This window comes from Thioalkalivibrio sp. ALRh, from assembly GCF_000381425.1.
Taxonomy (GTDB): Bacteria; Pseudomonadota; Gammaproteobacteria; order Ectothiorhodospirales; family Ectothiorhodospiraceae; genus Thioalkalivibrio.
Genome location: NZ_KB906519.1, coordinates 306,476 through 324,088 on the forward strand (window position 1 = coordinate 306,476; position 17,613 = coordinate 324,088).

The 17,613-nt window shown below is 67.0% G+C and carries 15 protein-coding genes, 2 tRNA genes and 1 riboswitch; of the genes, 9 read left to right on the forward strand and 8 right to left on the reverse strand.

The window, feature by feature from the left end:
• Positions 1-152 precede the first annotated feature (152 nt).
• From F791_RS0101460 to F791_RS0101485, 6 genes are all read left to right on the forward strand, one after another.
• Positions 153-1,136 (forward strand): MerR family transcriptional regulator, encoded by a 984-nt coding sequence (locus F791_RS0101460; RefSeq protein WP_038038618.1) that lies wholly within the window; start codon positions 153-155, stop codon positions 1,134-1,136.
• A 63-nt stretch (positions 1,137-1,199) separates the two neighbouring features.
• Positions 1,200-2,732, forward strand: a complete 1,533-nt coding sequence (locus F791_RS0101465) for a cryptochrome/photolyase family protein (protein WP_026332992.1) — start codon at positions 1,200-1,202, stop codon at positions 2,730-2,732.
• The gene (locus F791_RS0101470; protein WP_019592076.1) at positions 2,732-4,171 is read left to right on the forward strand and encodes a deoxyribodipyrimidine photo-lyase; all 1,440 of its coding nucleotides are present in this window, start codon (positions 2,732-2,734) and stop codon (positions 4,169-4,171) included. Before F791_RS0101465 ends, F791_RS0101470 begins: the two co-directional genes overlap by 1 nt.
• Positions 4,168-4,431, forward strand: coding sequence for a hypothetical protein (locus F791_RS0101475; protein WP_018138735.1), 264 nt, complete (start codon positions 4,168-4,170; stop codon positions 4,429-4,431). The genes F791_RS0101470 and F791_RS0101475 overlap by 4 nt, the downstream gene beginning before the upstream one ends.
• A 139-nt stretch (positions 4,432-4,570) precedes the next feature.
• Positions 4,571-5,071 carry a hypothetical protein gene (locus F791_RS0101480; RefSeq protein WP_018138734.1) on the forward strand — a complete coding sequence of 167 codons (501 nt, stop codon included), beginning with the start codon at positions 4,571-4,573 and terminating at the stop codon, positions 5,069-5,071.
• 148 nt (positions 5,072-5,219) lie between these two features.
• Positions 5,220-9,041 (forward strand): AAA family ATPase, encoded by a 3,822-nt coding sequence (locus tag F791_RS0101485; RefSeq protein ID WP_019592077.1) that lies wholly within the window; start codon positions 5,220-5,222, stop codon positions 9,039-9,041.
• Positions 9,042-9,121: 80 nt separating this feature from the next.
• On the opposite strand, the gene F791_RS0101490 is transcribed toward F791_RS0101485, so the two are convergent.
• The 4 genes from F791_RS0101490 to gltX form a co-directional block, all read right to left on the reverse strand.
• A tRNA-Glu gene (locus tag F791_RS0101490) sits at positions 9,122-9,197 on the reverse strand.
• A gap of 20 nt (positions 9,198-9,217) precedes the next feature.
• A complete protein-coding gene (locus F791_RS0101495; RefSeq protein ID WP_012982227.1) occupies positions 9,218-9,448 on the reverse strand; it encodes a hypothetical protein in 231 nt (76 codons plus the stop codon).
• 25 nt (positions 9,449-9,473) lie between these two features.
• Positions 9,474-9,549 (reverse strand) — tRNA-Ala (locus F791_RS0101500).
• A gap of 42 nt (positions 9,550-9,591) precedes the next feature.
• The gene (gene gltX, locus F791_RS0101505; protein ID WP_019592078.1) at positions 9,592-10,998 is read right to left on the reverse strand and encodes a glutamate--tRNA ligase; all 1,407 of its coding nucleotides are present in this window, start codon (positions 10,996-10,998) and stop codon (positions 9,592-9,594) included.
• 138 nt (positions 10,999-11,136) lie between these two features.
• Between gltX and F791_RS0101510 the strand changes: the two genes are divergently transcribed.
• The gene (locus tag F791_RS0101510) at positions 11,137-11,580 is read left to right on the forward strand and encodes a DUF4399 domain-containing protein (protein WP_018138731.1); all 444 of its coding nucleotides are present in this window, start codon (positions 11,137-11,139) and stop codon (positions 11,578-11,580) included.
• A 68-nt stretch (positions 11,581-11,648) separates the two neighbouring features.
• On the opposite strand, the gene F791_RS0101515 is transcribed toward F791_RS0101510, so the two are convergent.
• Positions 11,649-12,629: a cytochrome-c peroxidase gene (locus F791_RS0101515; protein ID WP_018138730.1), complete on the reverse strand. Its 981-nt coding sequence runs from the start codon at positions 12,627-12,629 to the stop codon at positions 11,649-11,651.
• A 269-nt stretch (positions 12,630-12,898) separates the two neighbouring features.
• Positions 12,899-13,133: riboswitch (cobalamin riboswitch) on the forward strand.
• Positions 13,134-13,261: 128 nt separating this feature from the next.
• Here F791_RS0101515 and F791_RS0101520 point away from each other — a divergent pair.
• On the forward strand, positions 13,262-14,377 hold the full coding sequence (locus tag F791_RS0101520; protein ID WP_019592079.1) for a porin: 1,116 nt from the start codon (positions 13,262-13,264) through the stop codon (positions 14,375-14,377).
• A 21-nt stretch (positions 14,378-14,398) separates the two neighbouring features.
• A complete protein-coding gene (locus tag F791_RS0101525) occupies positions 14,399-14,959 on the forward strand; it encodes a cytochrome c (protein ID WP_012982222.1) in 561 nt (186 codons plus the stop codon).
• Between the two features lie 195 nt (positions 14,960-15,154).
• Here the strand turns inward: F791_RS0101525 and cobM are convergent, their stop codons facing one another.
• Genes cobM through F791_RS0101540 form a run of 3 tightly spaced genes read right to left on the reverse strand, consistent with a single transcriptional unit; the run spans position 15,155 to position 17,612 of the window.
• Positions 15,155-15,919, reverse strand: a complete 765-nt coding sequence (gene cobM / locus F791_RS0101530; RefSeq protein ID WP_019592080.1) for a precorrin-4 C(11)-methyltransferase — start codon at positions 15,917-15,919, stop codon at positions 15,155-15,157.
• Positions 15,919-16,347 (reverse strand): cobalamin biosynthesis protein, encoded by a 429-nt coding sequence (locus F791_RS0101535; protein ID WP_018174786.1) that lies wholly within the window; start codon positions 16,345-16,347, stop codon positions 15,919-15,921. The genes cobM and F791_RS0101535 overlap by 1 nt, the downstream gene beginning before the upstream one ends.
• Before the next feature lie 29 nt (positions 16,348-16,376).
• Positions 16,377-17,612, reverse strand: a complete 1,236-nt coding sequence (locus tag F791_RS0101540) for a bifunctional cobalt-precorrin-7 (C(5))-methyltransferase/cobalt-precorrin-6B (C(15))-methyltransferase (protein ID WP_019592081.1) — start codon at positions 17,610-17,612, stop codon at positions 16,377-16,379.
• Between the last annotated feature and the right edge of the window lies 1 nt (position 17,613).

The following is a 17,613-nucleotide window of genomic DNA, read 5'->3' on the forward strand; positions in this document are numbered from 1 at the left end:
TCGGGTTCATTCCAACAGAACCCCCCATGAAGGCCTGGTGGCCAATCGCGGGGGGAGCGGTCGAGGCCGGGGTTGACGGCAACCATCAGTACGGCCGATGCTCGGCCCGAATACGCAGTACATGATCCGTACAGATGCTGTACAATTAACCTATGGCCAGCGCGACACAATTGGGCACATCCGAACAGGAAGGTCTTTATCCCATCCGCCACGTGTGCGCGGAGACCGGGATCAATGACGTCACTCTGCGCGCCTGGGAGCGTCGCTACGGGCTGATTCGCCCGATGCGCACCCCCAAGGGTCATCGGCTATACAGCGCAGACGACATTGCCCGCATCAAGCGCATCCTGGAGCTGCTCGATCAGGGGATTCCGGTCTCCCAGGTCCATCGTGTCCTGGCCAGCGAAAGCGCAACGGTGGAACCGCCCCCCTCGTCGCATACCCAATCCGAAGCATCCGCCAGCCGCAATCGCACGGGCACCAGCAAACCCGGTATCGCCCCTCACACGCTCGACCCACTGGCCGAGGCGCTCTATTCCTCTGCCGCGGAACTGGACACGGCTCAGCTGGAGAGGACCTACGCGCGCCTGGTTATGCGCCACGGCTGGAACGGCGTGCATGAAAGCGCCTTTCTCGAGGTCTATCGGCGCCTGCGGGAAGAATCGCGGCACTCGCCCGAAGGCGAGGTTCGCCTGGCGGTTTTCGCGGCCTGGGCCACCGCGGCCTTTGCCGATCAGCTGCGCGCAGCGATCCGGGCCTGCGAAGGTCCCGCCATTCCTTGCCTGGTCCTGGGCGGCGGGCACCAGCAGGTTGGCGGCATGCTCCTGCAACTGGCCTGCGCCCGGCGAGGCCTCAAAACACTGCCCCTGTTTGACGCGACCAGCCCCGAGGCCCTTGAGGCGCTGGTGAAACGCCAGTCCGCGCCTGCCGTGATAATCCACGGCTCCTCGCAGCTGATGCGCTCCCCCGAACTGCCGCGCATCGAGGCTATCCTGAATCGCCCCGGGCCTCGCTGCTATCTGGCGGGTTCCGCGGCGCTCGAACTCTCCCAGGTGAATCACCAGCGCGAAATCGAAGTGTTGCCCGGCGCGCCGCTCGAAGCGGCCGAACTCCTCAGCCGACAACTGCCTCACTGAGCCGGTCCACCACGGCTCGTGGACTCCGGCCAACCTCCGAGCGCGAACGACCACCCGACGAAATTGCTGGTGGTACTCGGCGACCAGCTCGCCCAGCCGCACCCCGTGCAGGAAACCCTGCACCCCTCCCGCGACGCCCTTTGGATGGCCGAGGTGCCGGGCGAATCGCTGCATGTCCCGTCGCACGCCGTCCGTACCGTAATGTTTCTCTCGGCGATGCGCCACTTCGCCCGGCGCCAGCGCGAGGACGGATGGGCGCTGCACTACCATGCCCTGGGCGACCACGGGCATCACACGCTCGAGTCCGCCCTGGAGGCCGATCTGCGCCGCCTGCGTCCGCGCGAAGTTCAGGTCCTGCAACCCGGCGAAGTTCGCGTACAGCGCGAGCTGGAGACGGCCTGCCGCAGAGCCGGGGTCACGCTCACCATCCTGCCCGACCCGCTGTTCCTGGTATCGCTCGAGGCATTTTCCGAGTGGGCCGGGACCCGCAAGCAACTGCGCATGGAGTATTTCTACCGCGACCAGCGCCGCCGTCTTGATGTGCTGATGGATGACGGCGAGCCCGCCGGCGGCCAGTGGAACTTCGACGCCGAGAACCGGGGGCATTTCGGCCGCGAAGGTCCCGGCCTACTGCCCGCACCGAGACGCTTCCCGCCCGACGCCGTCACGCGCGAGGTCATCCAGATCGTCGCCGAGCAGTTGCCCGACCTCCCCGGCCGCTGCGAGGACTTCGACTGGCCAGTCACACCCGCGCATGCGCGCGAGGCGCTGGACGATTTCATCGCCCACCGGCTCCCACACTTCGGTCAGTACCAGGACGCGATGTGGAGCAGCGAACCCTGGCTGTACCACGCCCGCCTGTCCGCCGCCCTGAATCTGCACCTGCTCAGCCCGCGCGAGGTGATCGCTGCAGCGGAGGACGCCTGGCGCCGTGGCCATGCCCCGCTGGCCGCAGTGGAAGGCTTTGTCCGCCAGATCCTGGGCTGGCGCGAATACGTGCGCGGCCTGTATTTCCATTTCGGCGAGCGCTGGCACGATTGGAACGCGCTCGAAGCCGGGGAACCCCTGCCGGCGCTGTACTGGGATGCCGACACCGAGATGCGCTGCCTGCGCGAAGCCGTCGGACAGACCCTGCGTCTTGGCTATGCCCACCATATCCAGCGCCTGATGGTCACCGGCCTGTTCGCGCAGCTGCTGGGGGTACAACCGACCGCCATTCACGGGTGGTATCTGGGCATCTACGTCGATGCGGTGGAATGGGTGGAGATGCCGAACGTAATCGGCATGTCGCAATACGCCGATGACGGCCGCATGGCCTCCAAGCCCTATGTCGCCACCGGGCGCTACATCCAGCGCATGAGCAACTACTGCACACAGTGTCGCTACCGCCCGACCGAGGCGCTCGGCGACGACGCCTGCCCGTTCACAACCCTCTACTGGGACTTCCTCGATCGCCACCGCGAACGCTTCGCGAATCATCCGCGCACCGCGCTGCAGTGGAAGCACATCGAGAAGATGGACACCGAACGCCTTCAGGCCATTCGCACACAGGCCGCCGCGATCCGCGAACGGCTGCAGCAGGGGGAGCGACTCTGATGCCCGGACCCACCCTCGTCTGGCTGCGCCAGGACCTGCGCCTGGCCGACCAGCCCGCACTGCAAGCCGCCGCCGAACGTGGCGGGCCCGTGATCCCGGTCTTCATTCATGCCCCGGACGAGGACCTGCAGTGGGCCCCCGGGGCCGCCTCCAACTGGTGGCTGCACCACAGCCTGCAGTCGCTCAACGAGGCGCTGAACAAGGCCGGCAGCCCTCTGGTCGTTCGCGCCGGCCCGAGCCTCGACACCCTGCGCGAGCTGGTCGTCGAGACGAGCGCCGAGGCCGTGTACTGGAACCGCGTATACGAACCGGCCCGCGTCCTGCGCGATCAGGGGATCAAGGCCGGGCTGCGTGCCGACGGCCTGGAGGTTCGCAGCTTCAACGCGGCCTTGCTGATCGAGCCCTGGGACATCGAGACCGGCCAGGGCGGCCCGTACAGGGTCTTCACCCCGTTCTGGCGCGCCTGCCTGCAGCGCGGGATTGAACAGGACCCGCTCCCCGCCCCTTCTCGCCTGCCGGGGCCCGAAAAACCACCGGCCTCCCTGACGCTCGACGACTTGGCACTGCTGCCCCGAATCGACTGGGCCGCCGGCCTGCGCGCCACCTGGGCACCCGGCGAACGCGGCGCCCAGGCACGCCTGGAGCGGTTCCTCGGGCAGTCGATCACAGGCTATGCCGACAGCCGCGACCGCCCCGACCAGGACGGCACCTCCGGGCTGTCACCGCATCTGCATTTTGGCGAGGTTTCGCCGCGGCAAGTGTTGCGCGCCCTGCGCGATGCCGACATCAGCCTGGAGCACAAGGGGCCCGAGTCTTTCGTGCGCGAACTCGGCTGGCGCGACTTTGCGCACCATGTGCTCTATCACTTCCCGCACACGCCGGAACAGCCCCTGAACCCGCGCTTCGAGGATTTCCCGTGGCGCGAATCGGAGGCCGACCTCGCCGCCTGGCAACAGGGCCGCACCGGAATCCCGATCGTGGACGCGGCGATGCGCCAGCTGTGGGAAACCGGCTGGATGCACAACCGCCTGCGCATGGTCGTAGGATCCTTCCTGACCAAGAACCTGCGCCTGCACTGGGTGCACGGCGCCCGCTGGTTCTGGGACACCCTGGTCGACGCCGATCTTGCCTCCAACACTCTGGGCTGGCAGTGGGCCGGTGGCTGCGGCGCCGATGCCGCACCGTATTTCCGAATCTTCAACCCACAACGCCAAGGGGAACAATACGACCCGGACGGCCGATTCGTGCGACGCTTTTTGCCGGTGCTCAAGAAGACCGAAACACGGTATATTCACGCCCCGGGCGCCGGCGGCACCCTGGGCTATCCCGACCCGATCGTCGACCTGAAAGCCAGCCGCCAGGCCGCATTGGAGGCCTTCGAGGCCATCAAGAACACATCAACCAGTCAAACCAAGTCATCCAGCAAGGCCCAGACATGACCTTTTCCGAACGCAACCTGAACTACCCCAAAGGCGTTAGCTACAACTTCAGCCGCCACGACAAGACGACCCCGGTACGCGTGACCCACGAGGGCAAGCAATACGTCGGGCAGGTCCTGAATTCGAAAGCCCCGTACCGCATCCGAGTGACCGAGGAGATCGTCGGGCCCGGCACTGCACGCTTCATCCCGGTGCGCGAGATCCAGGTGCAAAACCTCGAGGGTGTCGAGTACCTGCACAAGGGCTACCACGGGCACTAAATCGCCCGCGCGGGGGCCATCCAACCGCCCCCCCCGAAGCAGGCTGGGCATGGGAACTCGTGTGCACACGGGTCCCCATGCCCTAAACTTGAGGCATAGTCACCGCAGAAACCGGCTCTGGGTCGGCAAGGAGCTCGCCATGAAATACCGGCTGATCGGCATGATCGGAACTGTCCTGCTGGCCTTCCTGCTCACGGGTCCGGTGGCGGCGGAAAAGCCCTCCGACGAGCGTGCACTCGCAGGCATCGAACACGGCCAGATCCTCTGGGACATCACCATTGGCGATCCCGAACGCCTGATTGCCCGGCTGAGCGTTATCGAGGAGACCCACGAGGACATGGTGCGCCAGGGTCTGGAACCGAACATGGTGTTCGCGTTTCGCGGTGGTGCCGCCGCGCTGATTGCACGCGACACCGACCACCTGGAGATCGAGGACGTATCGGCGGTACGCCACATCCATGACCGCCTGGCCGACATCCAGGAGCTGGATGGTGTCCACATGGAGGCCTGCTACATCGCCACCCGTCGCTTCGATCTCGGCCAGGACGACCTGATCCCGGGCGTCAATCTGGTGGGCAACACCTTCCTGTCCATCATGGGCTACGAGCAGCAGGGATACACTACTATCCGGATCGACTGACCCAGCACCTCAAATCCCGGTACAATCCGGGTGATTTCGTCTCGCGGCCAGACAGCGCGGGCAAGACACGCAATAACCACCCGGGCACCGGCAACAGCGGCGACGACGCCCGTTGGCATGCGCCCGGCGTTTGCGACAGGGGGGATGGTTGGCTCATCTGGAGATCACGACCTTCGGCACAGTCGGCGTGCGGGTCGAGGGCCGTGATGTGCCCGCCCTGTCCGGCACCAAGCTGGGGCTGTTGCTGACCTACCTGGCGGCCGAATGCCCACGGCGCGTGCCACGCCAGGAGCTGGCGCACCTGTTCTGGCCCGAGCTGGACAGCGACAGCGCACGTGTCAACCTGCGCCAGGGGCTATTTCAACTGCGGCGGCAACTGCCGGACCCGCCCGCCGCCCTGCTCGAGGCCACACCGCGCTACGTCCACTTCCAGCTTCAGCCCGGCACCGAGATCGATTTCCTCGCCCTGCACCGCCTGCGGGCCGACCGCAGCCACCTGAGCTGCAACGAACTGGCCGCACAAACCCTCGCGAGCATCCGCCACTACCATGGCCCCTTTCTTGATCCCGTGCGCGCACTCCAGGATCTCCCCGAGCTCGCCGCCTGGGCACAGACACAGCGCGACCACTACTGGTCCCAGCTGCTCCTCCTGATCGAGGAAAATCTCGACGATCTCTGCCACTCCGCAGACGCCGAAGCCCTGCTCACCGAACTCCAGCGACTGCTGGCGATGGAGCCCCATGAAGAGGCCCTGCACCGCCTGGTCATGCTGACCCTGGCCGGCATGGGTAACCGCGAGCGGGCGCTGGAACACTTTGGCCGCCTGGAGCGCCAGGCGGTCGATGGCCCTGGCCACCTGCTGGTGCGAACCCGCGACGAAATCCTGGCCCCAACACCAAAGACACCGGCAACGGTGTCTTCTACTGCCACACCCGAAACAGCCTCTCTGCGTGCCGAGCGCCGCCGGGTCACCGTTGTGGCCTGCCTAGTCCAGGCGGACGCCGAGCTTGACGTCGAGCTGCAGAATGAACGCATGCAACACACCCTGGAGCAACTGGACCTGGTCCTGTTGAACCATCGGGGGCATGTGGTTCGGGCCCCTGGCAGCGGCCTCCTCGCCTATTTTGGCTATCCTGCAGGTCGCGAGCAGGCCACCGTCGATGCCGTCCACGCCGCCTGGCAAGTCCTGCAAACAGCCCCGAGCGACTGCGAGCTGCGCATAAGCGTCGATACCGACCTCATCGTAACCGGGGTAGACCCGGACACCCCCGACCCCGCTGGCCTGCTCAGCCAGCGCGCACAGGCTCTGGCACGTTCGACCGACACGGGGACGCTCGTGGTCTCGCCATCCGTGCACCAGCGCGTCTCGGGGTATTTTCTGTTCAGCCCTCACGCAGGCACGGGAGTACTCGAAGGAAGCCAGCGCGTCACCGGCGACCCCGGCCCCCTGGATCGCGTCGATGCCCAGCACGCCCGAGGTGGCCTCACTCCTCTGGCAGGACGCACAGAGGAGCTTGAGCGCCTGCACATGATCTGGCGCCAGACACTCGAACATCACAAACCACACTATGTACTGATTCAGGGTGAAGCCGGCCTGGGCAAGAGCCGTCTCGCACGACACCTCGACGAGCGCATCCGCGGCCAGGCGCGCTCGCGCTTCCTGCTGAAGTGCCGCGAGGACCGCGCGCGGCACTTGTTGACGCCCGTGCGTCAAGCGTTCGCCACCTGGCTTGGGCTCGGCAGCATGAATGCCAGCCGCCAGCGCCGACTGGCACATGCCCTCGGCACCGCTCGGTCACTCGATGCGGACATCGCCGACGCCCTGGCGCACTGGCTCACACACCCGGACAGCAACGGCCTCGAAGCACTGGCCGCACAGGGTCTCGACCGGGATCACATCATTGACGTCCTCGTCGAACTCGCCCGGCGCCGAGCCCAACGAGGCCCCATCCTGCTGATCTGCGACGACCTGCACTGGATGGATTCCGGCACGGCCGAATTCCTCCGACGCCTGTATCAGCGCCTGCATGACCGCCCGTTGCTGACCCTGCTCACGGCCCGCATGAGTTTTCGCTCCAACTGGCGCGATGTCCCGCTCGAGCACCTGCGACTGCACGCCCTGCCCGACCAGGCTGCACATGAACTCATCGAGCGTTGCGACACCCAGCATCGCCTGACGACACACCTGCGCGAACAACTCATCGAGCGCGGCGAGGGCGTCCCGCTTTTTCTCGAGGAGCTGACGCGCTACACCCTCGAAGCGGCGCGCACCGGGACCCTGCCCGACACCTTGCCGCCCGGGCTGGCTAATCTGCTGGTGGCACGTCTGGAACAAACCGGGACCGCGCGTGACCTGGCCCACGCCGCGGCCGTAATCGGACGCGATTTTGATACGCGCATCCTGAGTCACCTCCTGGAGCAGCCGGCCGACGTGATCCGCCGCCAGCTCAGCCGCCTCACCGGCCGCGGATTCATCGAGCCGGTCGGCGTCCTGGACGGTGTGCGCTACCGGTTCCGTCACGCGCTGTTTCAGCAGGCCGCCTACGAATCCATGCTGGTGGCCGAACGAACGCGTCTTCACGGCCGCCTGGCCGATCTCCTGCGTGACGATGGAGGCTCAAGCAGTATCGACTGGGGCCAGGTGGCCAGCCATCTCTATCACGCCGGGCGTGTGGAGGAGGCGGTGCCCGCCTGGCTCGAGGCGGGAGAGGCGGCGTTCGCCCGGGGCATGCTGCTGGAGGCCTCGCACTACTTCGAAGACGCGCTCAGCTGCCTCGATCGCGAGCTGGGTGAGCGGGAACCCTCGGAAGAACGCGATGCGCAGACCCAGCGAGCCCTGGGCGGACTGGGTGCCTCAAACCTCGCCTTACTGGGATACGGCTCGCGCACAGTGCACGCGATCTTTGAGCGTACGCTGGGCATCACCGCGCCCCAGCGAGACGCGGTGCAGTACTTCCGTGTGCTCTGGGGACTTTGGCACGGTGCCGGATCCTGGCATGGCTTTGATGAAGCCCACCGCCTGGCCAACGACATGGAACAGGTCGCAGAGCAGTCGAACGACCGCCTGCTACGCATCGCCGCTCACTATGTACAAGGCAACACGCATTTCTGGAGTGGCCAGCTGCCGCTGGCGCTGGAACACCAGACCCAGGCGCTCGCCCTGTACCGCGAAGACGACCACCCACACCTGGTCGCGCGCCACACCGAAAACCCTGCGATCAGCTCACGCGGCTTCATGGCCTGGACGCTCCTCTTCTTCGGCAACCACGCTCGCGCGTGGGATGAAATGGATGCGGCCTGCGCCGAGGCCACAGCGCTGGAACACCGCCCCACCGAGGCCTTTGTCTACGCCTTCCGGGCAGCGCTTGGCTTCTTCGCCGACGACCCTGACGAAGCCCTGACCTCCGCCCGCCGCGCGCTCGCGATTGCCGAGGACTATGACTATCCCCTCTGGCGGGCCTCAGGCCTGGCACTACAGCACTGGGCTCTCGCGCGCCAAGGCGACCCCTCGGCTGTGGCTCCACTCCGGGAACAGGCAGATGCATTGCGCCACATCATGGATGGCGTCAGCACCATCTTTCAGCTCTTCCTGCTCGACGCCCTGCATGCAACCGGCGCCAAGCCGGCGGAACGCCTGCAGATCGCCACCGATACACTGACCAACTGCCTGAAACGAGGGGATCACGGCTTCGAACCCGCCATCCGGCGACTGCGGGCGCATGCGCTACTGGAACGCAGCGACGGCACCGACAACGAGGGCTGGCAGGAGCTGGAGCGGGCACGACGTCTGGCCCACGACCACGGCAACCCGAATATCGAACGATTAACCCTGCTCGACTATGCCCGCTTTGCTCGCGATGACGTCTGGCGCCAGTGGAGCGAACGCGAACTCCTGCGCATCAACCACTGCATCATCCCCCGACGACACCCATCCGAGCAGGCGCTGCAGCAAAACCCGCAGCTCGCCTGAACCGGTCCCGCGCCAGCACGGGTACCGGCGCGCACAAAAGAAAAGGCCCGAACCTTTCGATTCGGGCCTTCTCGGAATAATGGCGTCCCCACGGGGATTCGAACCCCGGTCGCCGCCGTGAAAGGGCGGTGTCCTAGGCCTCTAGACGATGGGGACGCAGAGGCAACGTCTTGTTGCTAGTTTGGCGGGCCCTGGGGCCGGCCGCTTCTGTGGCCTCCGGCGGTCTCACGATAAATGATCGTGGTTACAACACCGGTAAACACCAGAAGAAATCCGATCGGAACCGCCGCAATCAGGGGCTTGGACCAGGTTTGCTCCCCGGTGAACATCAGCCCGAAACCGCCGAACAGCCCAACCACTGCAATCACCAGACCCACCCAGATGGATATAACCCCAAAACGATGCATCGGTGAACTCGCTTACACCCGAATTTGGTGGAGCCAGGCGGGATCGAACCGCCGACCTCCTGCATGCCATGCAGGCGCTCTCCCAGCTGAGCTATGGCCCCGTGTCAGGCGAGCGCGTACTGTAGCCAGCACCCCCTGGAGTGTCAACCCGCTTCCGCCGAAATTTTCTTCAGCGCCCGCTCGATCCGAGCCAGTGATCGCTCACGCCCAATCAGCACCAGGGTGTCGTCGATCGGCGGCGATACTGTGCCGCCGGTCAGGGCCACACGCAGCGGCTGCGCGACCTTGCCCAGCTTGAGATCCAGCCGCTCGCCGGTGTGCACCACGACCTCGTGCAGCGGCTCCTTCTCCCAGGCACCCAGCGCACTGAAACCGTCATGCAGCGTCTGCAGCACCGGGAGTGCTTCGGCGGTGAGCTGCTTGCGCGCGGCCTTCTCGTCGTAGTCCTCGAACTCGCGGTAGAAGTACACGCTGTTCTCGGCCATCTCGCGAAGGGTGCGCGCTCGCTCGCGCTGAGCGATCACGACGTCGCGCATCACCGGGCCATTAGAAGGGTCAATGCCCAGCTGGCCCAGGTGCCAGCCGAACTCCAACGCCACATGGTCCGGGTCCAGGGTCTTGATGTAGTGCTGGTTGAGCCAGAGGAGCTTGTCCGGGTTGATCGCCGAGGCGGACTGGTTGACGTCCTCGATATCGAACAGGCGCACCAGTTCGTCCACCGAGAAGATCTCCTGGTCGCCGTGGGCCCAGCCCAGGCGCACCAGATAATTCAGCAGGGCCTCCGGCAGATAGCCCTCGTCGCGGTACTGCATCACCGAGACCGCCCCGTGGCGCTTGGACAGTTTGGCACCGTCCGGGCCCATGATCATCGGCAGGTGGCCGTAGCGCGGCGGTTCCACGTCCAGCGCCTTCAGGATGTTGATCTGGCGCGGGGTGTTGTTCAAGTGGTCATCGCCACGGACCACATGGGTGATCCCCATATCCATGTCGTCGACCACCACCGTCAGGTTGTAGGTTGGCGAGCCGTCGGAGCGGGCGATGATCAGGTCGTCCAGCTCGCTGTTCTGGAACGCGACCTTGCCGCGCACCATGTCGTCGACGATGGTTACCCCCTCGTCCGGCGTGCGAAAACGGATTACCGGCTCCACGCCCTCGCGCGGCTCGGTGCGCGCCCGGCAGCGACCGTCGTAGCGCGGCTTTTCCTTGCGCGCCTTCTGCTCCTCGCGCATCGCATCCAACTCTTCCTTCGTGCAGTAGCAGCGATAGGCGTGACCTGCGGCCATCAGCTGGTCGATTACCTCCTTGTACCGATCAAAACGCTCCGTCTGATAGAACGGCCCGTGATCGTAAGTCAGCCCCAGCCAGTTCATCCCCTCAAGGATCGCGTTGACCGATTCCGCATTGCTGCGCTCCAGATCGGTGTCTTCGATGCGCAGCACGAACTCGCCACCGTGGTGACGCGCATACAGCCAGGAGAACAGCGCGGTGCGGGCACCGCCAATATGCAGATAGCCGGTCGGACTGGGGGCAAAACGGGTACGAAAAGTCATGCGAAGCACTCGTTCCTGAGGAAGGTGGAATTTGAAGGCGCCTAGGGTAGCAGAACGCCGCGGGGCTGCCGCAGGGACCGCGGTCTATACTGGAGTTGGGACCACACGGATGCCCGAACGCGGGCCAAAGGAGCCTTCATGAATCCCACGCTCACCCGACTTTCCACGTTACTGGCACTGACCGGCGGCCTGGCGCTGGCCGGGAATGCCATGGCGACCGACCGCATTGCGCCACCGGACGGGGCCGAGGTTTATTTCATCAGTCCACAGGATGGCGAAACGCTCGAAAGTCCAGTGCGTGTCCAGATGGGCCTGCGCGGCATGGGTGTCGCGCCGGCCGGCGTGGAGATGGACAACACCGGCCACCACCACCTGCTGGTGAACAAGCCACTCGACGAGGTGGACTTGGATGCCTCGCTGCCCTTCTCCGACCACAAGCGTCATTTCGGTGGTGGACAGACCGAGGGCGAGCTGGAACTGGAACCCGGCGAGTACACCCTGCAGTTGCTGTTCATGGACTACCGCCACATTAGCTTCGACCCACCGGTTGTGTCCGAAAAGATCACTATCACGGTCGAATAAACGCACCCACGAAAAAGCCCCCTCCGTCTCCGGAGGGGGCTTGTAACACCCGATCCCAGTGCGGCCAGTTACGGCAGCGCGGGGATATCGAAGCGCGGCATCTCGCCGGTCAGTGCGTGCATGAAGGCCTCGATGTCCGCGACCTCGTCATCGCTGAACTCCATGCCCAGCATCTCCTGCCCCATGATGCGGATCGCCTCGTCCAGCGTCGCGGTCTCGCCGTTGTTCATGTAGGGGTAGGTCAGCGCCACATTGCGCAGCGTCGGGGTCTTGAACGCGAACTTGTCGGCCTCATCGCCCGTGACCAGATAGCGGCCCTTGTCTTCCGAGCCCGGCACCTGGATGCGATGGAAGTTGCTGTCGGTCAACGCCGGTCCGCTGTGGCAGGCCACGCAGCCGTTATCGGCGAACAGCTTCATCCCGCGCATCTGCTGCTCGCTCATCGCACCCTCGTCCCCGACCAGCCAGCGATCCAGCGGCGAATTCGGGGTGTTCAGCGTGCGCTGGAACGTCGCCAGGGCCTTGGCCACGTGGTCGGTATTGATCACGTTGTCGCCGTCATAATCGGGATAGGCGGCCTCGAACTTCTCCTGGTACTCGTTGAACTCCTCCAGGCGCGCGATCGCCTCCTCCAGCGGCATCGCCATCTCGATCGCGTCCTGGATCGGGCCCAGGGCCTGGCCTTCCAGATCGTCCTCGCGGCCATCCCAGAACTGGGCCGTGAAGAAGCCGGAATTCAGCACGGTCGGGGTATTGCGCTCGCCAACCTGGCCGTCATGGCCCACCGCGCGCGGGATGCGGTCCGCCCAGCCCAGCGCCGGGTTGTGGCAGGTGGCGCAGGAGATCACGCCGGAGCTGGAGATGCGCGGCTCGAAGAACAGCATCTTGCCCAGCTCGATCTTCTCCTTGGTCATCGAGTTGTCCGCCGGGATCGGCGGCAGCGCCGGCAGCGGCTCGAACACGTCGCGGTATTCGGAATAGTCGGTATCGGCCACGGCCGGGGCTGCGGCCCCGAACGCGACGGCTGCACAAGCCGCCAGCGCCGTCATGCGGAATCCGGAAAGCGTTTTCATACAGGTCTCCCTTGAGTAACAGATGAGTAACAGACATCTGAGAAGCGGATATCGGCGCGAACCGAAATAGACTCGGTCCAAACCACTTAAAACCCACCCTACAGACGCGGAAACCTGGTCGCGATCAAAATCCGCCCCGGAGATGATCTGCATCAATTATCAGCCTCCAGGGGAGCCGGGTTCGCCCCCACTACACCGTTTCCCGGGATACCCGGACAAACTTGACCCCCCCTTTTCCCTCCATTACGGTTCGCCCCTCTCTAGGTGCCCCGGCGCTCAGCCGCCGGGGATAATCGGGAAGCCGGTGCGCGAATCGACATTCGCAAGGCCGGCACTGCCCCCGCAACGGTAGGCGGAGACGGGCGGATCCAATGCCACTGCGGCGCATCCCCGGGATGCCCGCGGGAAGGCGATCCGCCCTGGATGCATCGCGCATCCACTTCGCGAGTCCGGAGACCGGCCTGGACGACACCCGACGCCGCGGTGGGCGGCCGAGCGGGCCAGTCCGGCGTGCTCGCATCGCCCGGCCTCCCCTGCTCCCTGTCCAGCTTCCGGCGTCGTTTCATCCACGGCGTGCGGGGTCGCGCGTCCAAGGGAGCAACCCAACAATGAACCATACCCATCTCCGACCGGGACAGCATGCCGTCCCGGCCCTGGCCACCCTGTGCCTGATGACGGCCGCGGGCATCGCGCCGGCACAAGCCGGCTTCGAATTCGGCGACGCGGAAGACGGCCTGCAGGTCACCCTGGATCCGCTGATCCAGGGCCGCTACAGCTACGAACGAGACCCGGATGGCTCCAGCAGCGAATTCGACTTCCGTCGTGCCTGGCTGGACACCTCGGGCACCCTGTTCCACCCCGATCTGAGCTTCCGCCTGCAGCCGGATTTCAGCAGCGGCGAGCTGTCCATGCGCGACATCTGGTTGCAGTACGCACTGGGTGAACACCTGGGCCTGCGGGCTGGCCAGTTTACGGTCCCCTTCGGCCTGTCGCGGGATATCGGCGGACCCAACCGCCTGTTCACCGAACTGAGCATCGCCGGCAACCAGTTCGAGGTTCCGGCCGGCCGCGACACCGGTATCGCCCTGCTGGGCGGCGCCGGCGACAACCGGGCATGGGCCATCGGCGTGTTTGACGGTCGCGGGCGTCTGGATCAGCGCGACGAGCGCCCCTCCACATCCGGCCACCTGTTCAGCGCGCGCGGCGCGTGGGCCCCGGTCGGCGCAGTCCCACGTGACAACACCACGTTAGGCCAGGCCGTGGAGCGCACCGTCGCCCTGGGCGCCGGCGTACAGGCCGCCAGCCGCAACCACCTGCGCGACTGGAGCCGCGGCATCGAAGACACGGTGGCCAACCAACGCGCCGACTGGATCACCGCCACCGCCGACGCGGTGGTCAAGTTCGCCCATACCTCGCTGTCGCTGGCGGCCTTCCGCCGCGATGTCTCCCCCGACCGCACCGCGAGCTACCACGACCTGGGGGCCGAACTGGAACTGGCGCAGTCGCTGCCGGTGGAGGGACTGGAGTTCGCCGCGCGCCACGCCGTATTGCGCCACGACGCAGGCGACGATCTTGGCACTGACGAGCGCTGGCAGCGTGAATGGGGTGCCGGCCTCAACTGGTATCACCGTGGCCAGCGGCACAAGACCCAACTGATGTGGCTGGACCGCGACACCGACACCTCGGACTGGGAGCTGCACCTGCAGCACCAGTTCCGCTTCTGAGAAATGACCGGGAGAATCGACATGAACTGGATGCAACCGATCCACCACCCGTTGAGAACCACCCTCTTTGCGATCCTGTTGCTGGCTGCCACCGGCAGCCCGGCCACCGCGGAGGTCACTGTCACAATGCCGGGCCCCTGGGGCGACTATGACGAGACCCTGGACGATCCGGCCAAAGTGGATGCGACCGAGGCCTTCCAGCGCTTCCGTCAGCAGAGCATGCAGGGCACCTCGGCCACCTACCGCAGCATCGAGCAGATCCTGCGTTATGACGCACCATTCGCCGAACGTCTGCCCGGTCTGGCCGAGGAACTGGCGCGCCGCGCCGACGACATCGAAACCTGGTTCGCACGCGAGACACCAGCGCGGGACGGCGAACCCGGGGCCCTGCCCGCGGCCTGGGAGGACCCGGAGTTCTCCGAGTACAAGGCAGCCTACCGCGAGGCCGCCGAACGACTGCAGCGCAAGGTGGAGTCGGCCGACGACCTGGAGAACGAAGACTTCCAGCTTCGCGCCACCGAGGCCCTGAACGGCGTGCGCCACCATTGTCTGGCCTGCCACGACAACTACCGCCGCCGCTAAACCGGCCGGGAACCAAGGGGCCGCCGCATGGCGGCCCCTTGCCATGACCCTGATCGGGAAGAAACCGCCTTCGCCTGCAAGCAGACTCCTACAGGTTCCTGGCGATGTGGGAGCCTGCTTGCAGGCGAAAAGCCCCGTGTCCCACAACACCCACCGGCGTTATCCCTGCCTGCGGAAGATCAGGGGCGCCACCGCTTAGTCCCCGTCCATGCCGCGGTAACGGCGCACGTGCGACGGGTCGTACAGCGCACTGTCGCGAAAATCCCCCGGGTCCAGCGCCGGCCCCACTAGGATCAGCGCCGAGCGCCGCGTGGTCAGGGCCTGCGCCCGCTCCGCGATATTCCCCAGCGAACCGCGCACCACGGTCTCGTCCGGCCAGCTGGCGCGAAACACGATCGCCACCGGGCAGTCGCAGCCATAGTGCGGCCGCAGGTCTTCGACCACGGTCTCGATATTGTGCAGCGACAGGTGGATCGCCAGGGTCGCCCCGGTGGCGGCAAAGCTCGCCAGCCGTTCGCGCTCCGGCATGGAGGACGCCCGCCCCGGCGTGCGCGTCAGCACCAACGACTGCGCCACCTCCGGCACCGTCAGTTCCCGCCCCAGGGTCGCCGCGGCGGCAGAGAACGCCGGCACTCCAGGCGTGATGCTGTAGTCGATCCCGGCCGCCTCCAGCCGGCGGATCTGCTCGCCCAGCGCGCTGTAGACCGAAAGATCGCCGGAGTGCAGGCGCGCCACGTCCTGGCCCGCCGCGTGGGCGCGTTCGATCTCCTCCATGATCGCGTCCAGCGTCAGTGGCGCGGTGTTGACCACGCGCGCCCCCTCCGGGACATGCTCCAGCACCGCCTCCGGCACCAGCGAACCGGCATACAGGCATACCGGGCAGGCCGCGATACGATCGCGCCCGCGCAAAGTCAGCAGATCGGCCGCACCGGGCCCCGCTCCGACAAAATGAACCGTCATCAAAACTCCTCGAAATTCCCGTCTGTCCCGTTCACCGTCCGCACGGCCACCGCGCAGCTCGCCCGTGCCGAGAGCCGCCGCGGCAGCAGCAGGCGCGCCCCGTCGCCGGCCACCGCCAGCGCCGCCGCCTCCGCCACCGAACCGACCCCGGCGGCGGCACGCGAGCGCGAGGAGTCCGTGGACAGGGCAGCGTCGTGCTCGGCCAGCGCGGCCGCCGACGCGAACACCGGCTCCAGCTCCAGGTCGCGCGCGGCCGTCCACAGCACCGGGCTGTCGCCCTTGTGCGCCGGGGCCGCCAGCTGCCGGATCTCGATCGCCTCGCCGCCCCCCGCCCGCAACCCGGCGTGCGCCTCGGCCAGCACCTCGCGGACCAGTGCCTCCAGCTCGCCGGCCGTGCAGGCCGAGGCGAAGCCGACGCCGGGGGTCACCCGGACATGCGCCCCACTCGGCGTTTCCCTCAGCTCCGGCGCAGCGACCACAGGGTCACCGGCCGCAGCGGCTGCCAGCCGGCCATGCCGCCCAGCGGCTCCGCGCGGCTGACGTTGATCCGCGTGAGCTCGCCGGCGTGGCGCTCGTGCGCCGCCGCCAGCACCGCGTCCCCTTCCACGGTCACGCTGCTGGCGACCAGCCGCCCGCCCGGGCGCAGTTGGCCGATGCAGTGCTCCACCAGCCCCGGCGTGGTCAGCCCGCCGCCGATGAAGATCGCGTCGGGTGGCGGCAGGTCTCCCAGTGCCTCCGGCGCCCGCCCGTGGATGGGACGGAGCGCCGGCACCCCCAGCGTGCTCGCGTTGCGCGCGATGCGTTCCAGGCGCTCCGCGCGCGGCTCGATGGCCACGGCGGTGTTGGCCGGATCCGTCAGCATCCACTCGATGCCGATGGCTCCGGAGCCGGCGCCCACGTCCCACAGCCGCTCGCCGCGTCCGGGCGCCAGCAGGGCCAGCGCCACCGCCCGCACCTCGCGCTTGGTGATCTGGCCGTCCTGCTCGAACTGCGCCTCCGGCCGGCCGGCACTGGCCGCCAGCACCTGCGCCGCCGGATCGGCCCGGCACTCCAGCGCCACCGTGTTCAGCGCCTCGATCGCGACCTCCGGCCAGGCCCCGGCGCGCGCGCGGACCGCCGCCTCGCGGTCCGCACCCAGGGACTGCAATACGGTCAGGGTGGAATCGCCGAAGCCGAGCCCGGTCAGCCAGTGCGCCAGTTCCGCCGGGGTATCCCCGTCGCGGCTCAGGATCAGCAGTCGCGCGCCGTCATGCAACCAGGGCCGCAGCGCCTCCATCGGCCGGCCGTGCACCGACAGGCAGCGGGTCTGCTGCAGCGGCCAGCCCATGCGCGCAGCGGCCAGGCTGAACGCCGAGGGCGCCGGCCAGACGCAGGTCTGCGCGACCGGAAAACGCCGCATCAGGGTCGCGCCCACCCCGAACCAGAAGGGGTCGCCGCTGGCGAGCACACACAGCGGCTGCCCGGCGCGCGCCTCGATCCAGTCCAGCGCGCTCTCCAGCGGCGACGGCCACACCAGGCGCTTCTGCCCCGGCCGCTCCGGCAGCATCTCCAGATGCCTGGCGCCGCCGATCACCGTCGCCGCCGTGTCCAGCGCCATGCGGGCATCCGGGGCCAGCCCGGCGAGTCCCCCCGCGCCCACGCCGACGATATTCAGCCATGGCGCTCGCTCCTCATTCGTGGCTAGACTGGTCATC

What these genes read in the sequence shown, in the direction of transcription:
- F791_RS0101540 (WP_019592081.1), bottom strand. Translation starts at nt 17,612, where the DNA reads ATGACCAGTCTAGCCACGAATGAGGAGCGAGCGCCATGGCTGAATATC.
- gltX (WP_019592078.1), bottom strand. Translation starts at nt 10,998, where the DNA reads ATGACTTTTCGTACCCGTTTTGCCCCCAGTCCGACCGGCTATCTGCAT.
- F791_RS0101495 (WP_012982227.1), bottom strand. Translation starts at nt 9,448, where the DNA reads ATGCATCGTTTTGGGGTTATATCCATCTGGGTGGGTCTGGTGATTGCA.
- F791_RS0101520 (WP_019592079.1), top strand. Translation starts at nt 13,262, where the DNA reads ATGAACCATACCCATCTCCGACCGGGACAGCATGCCGTCCCGGCCCTG.
- F791_RS0101470 (WP_019592076.1), top strand. Translation starts at nt 2,732, where the DNA reads ATGCCCGGACCCACCCTCGTCTGGCTGCGCCAGGACCTGCGCCTGGCC.
- cobM (WP_019592080.1), bottom strand. Translation starts at nt 15,919, where the DNA reads ATGACGGTTCATTTTGTCGGAGCGGGGCCCGGTGCGGCCGATCTGCTG.
- F791_RS0101475 (WP_018138735.1), top strand. Translation starts at nt 4,168, where the DNA reads ATGACCTTTTCCGAACGCAACCTGAACTACCCCAAAGGCGTTAGCTAC.
- F791_RS0101515 (WP_018138730.1), bottom strand. Translation starts at nt 12,629, where the DNA reads ATGACGGCGCTGGCGGCTTGTGCAGCCGTCGCGTTCGGGGCCGCAGCC.
- F791_RS0101480 (WP_018138734.1), top strand. Translation starts at nt 4,571, where the DNA reads ATGAAATACCGGCTGATCGGCATGATCGGAACTGTCCTGCTGGCCTTC.
- F791_RS0101525 (WP_012982222.1), top strand. Translation starts at nt 14,399, where the DNA reads ATGAACTGGATGCAACCGATCCACCACCCGTTGAGAACCACCCTCTTT.
- F791_RS0101510 (WP_018138731.1), top strand. Translation starts at nt 11,137, where the DNA reads ATGAATCCCACGCTCACCCGACTTTCCACGTTACTGGCACTGACCGGC.
- F791_RS0101460 (WP_038038618.1), top strand. Translation starts at nt 153, where the DNA reads ATGGCCAGCGCGACACAATTGGGCACATCCGAACAGGAAGGTCTTTAT.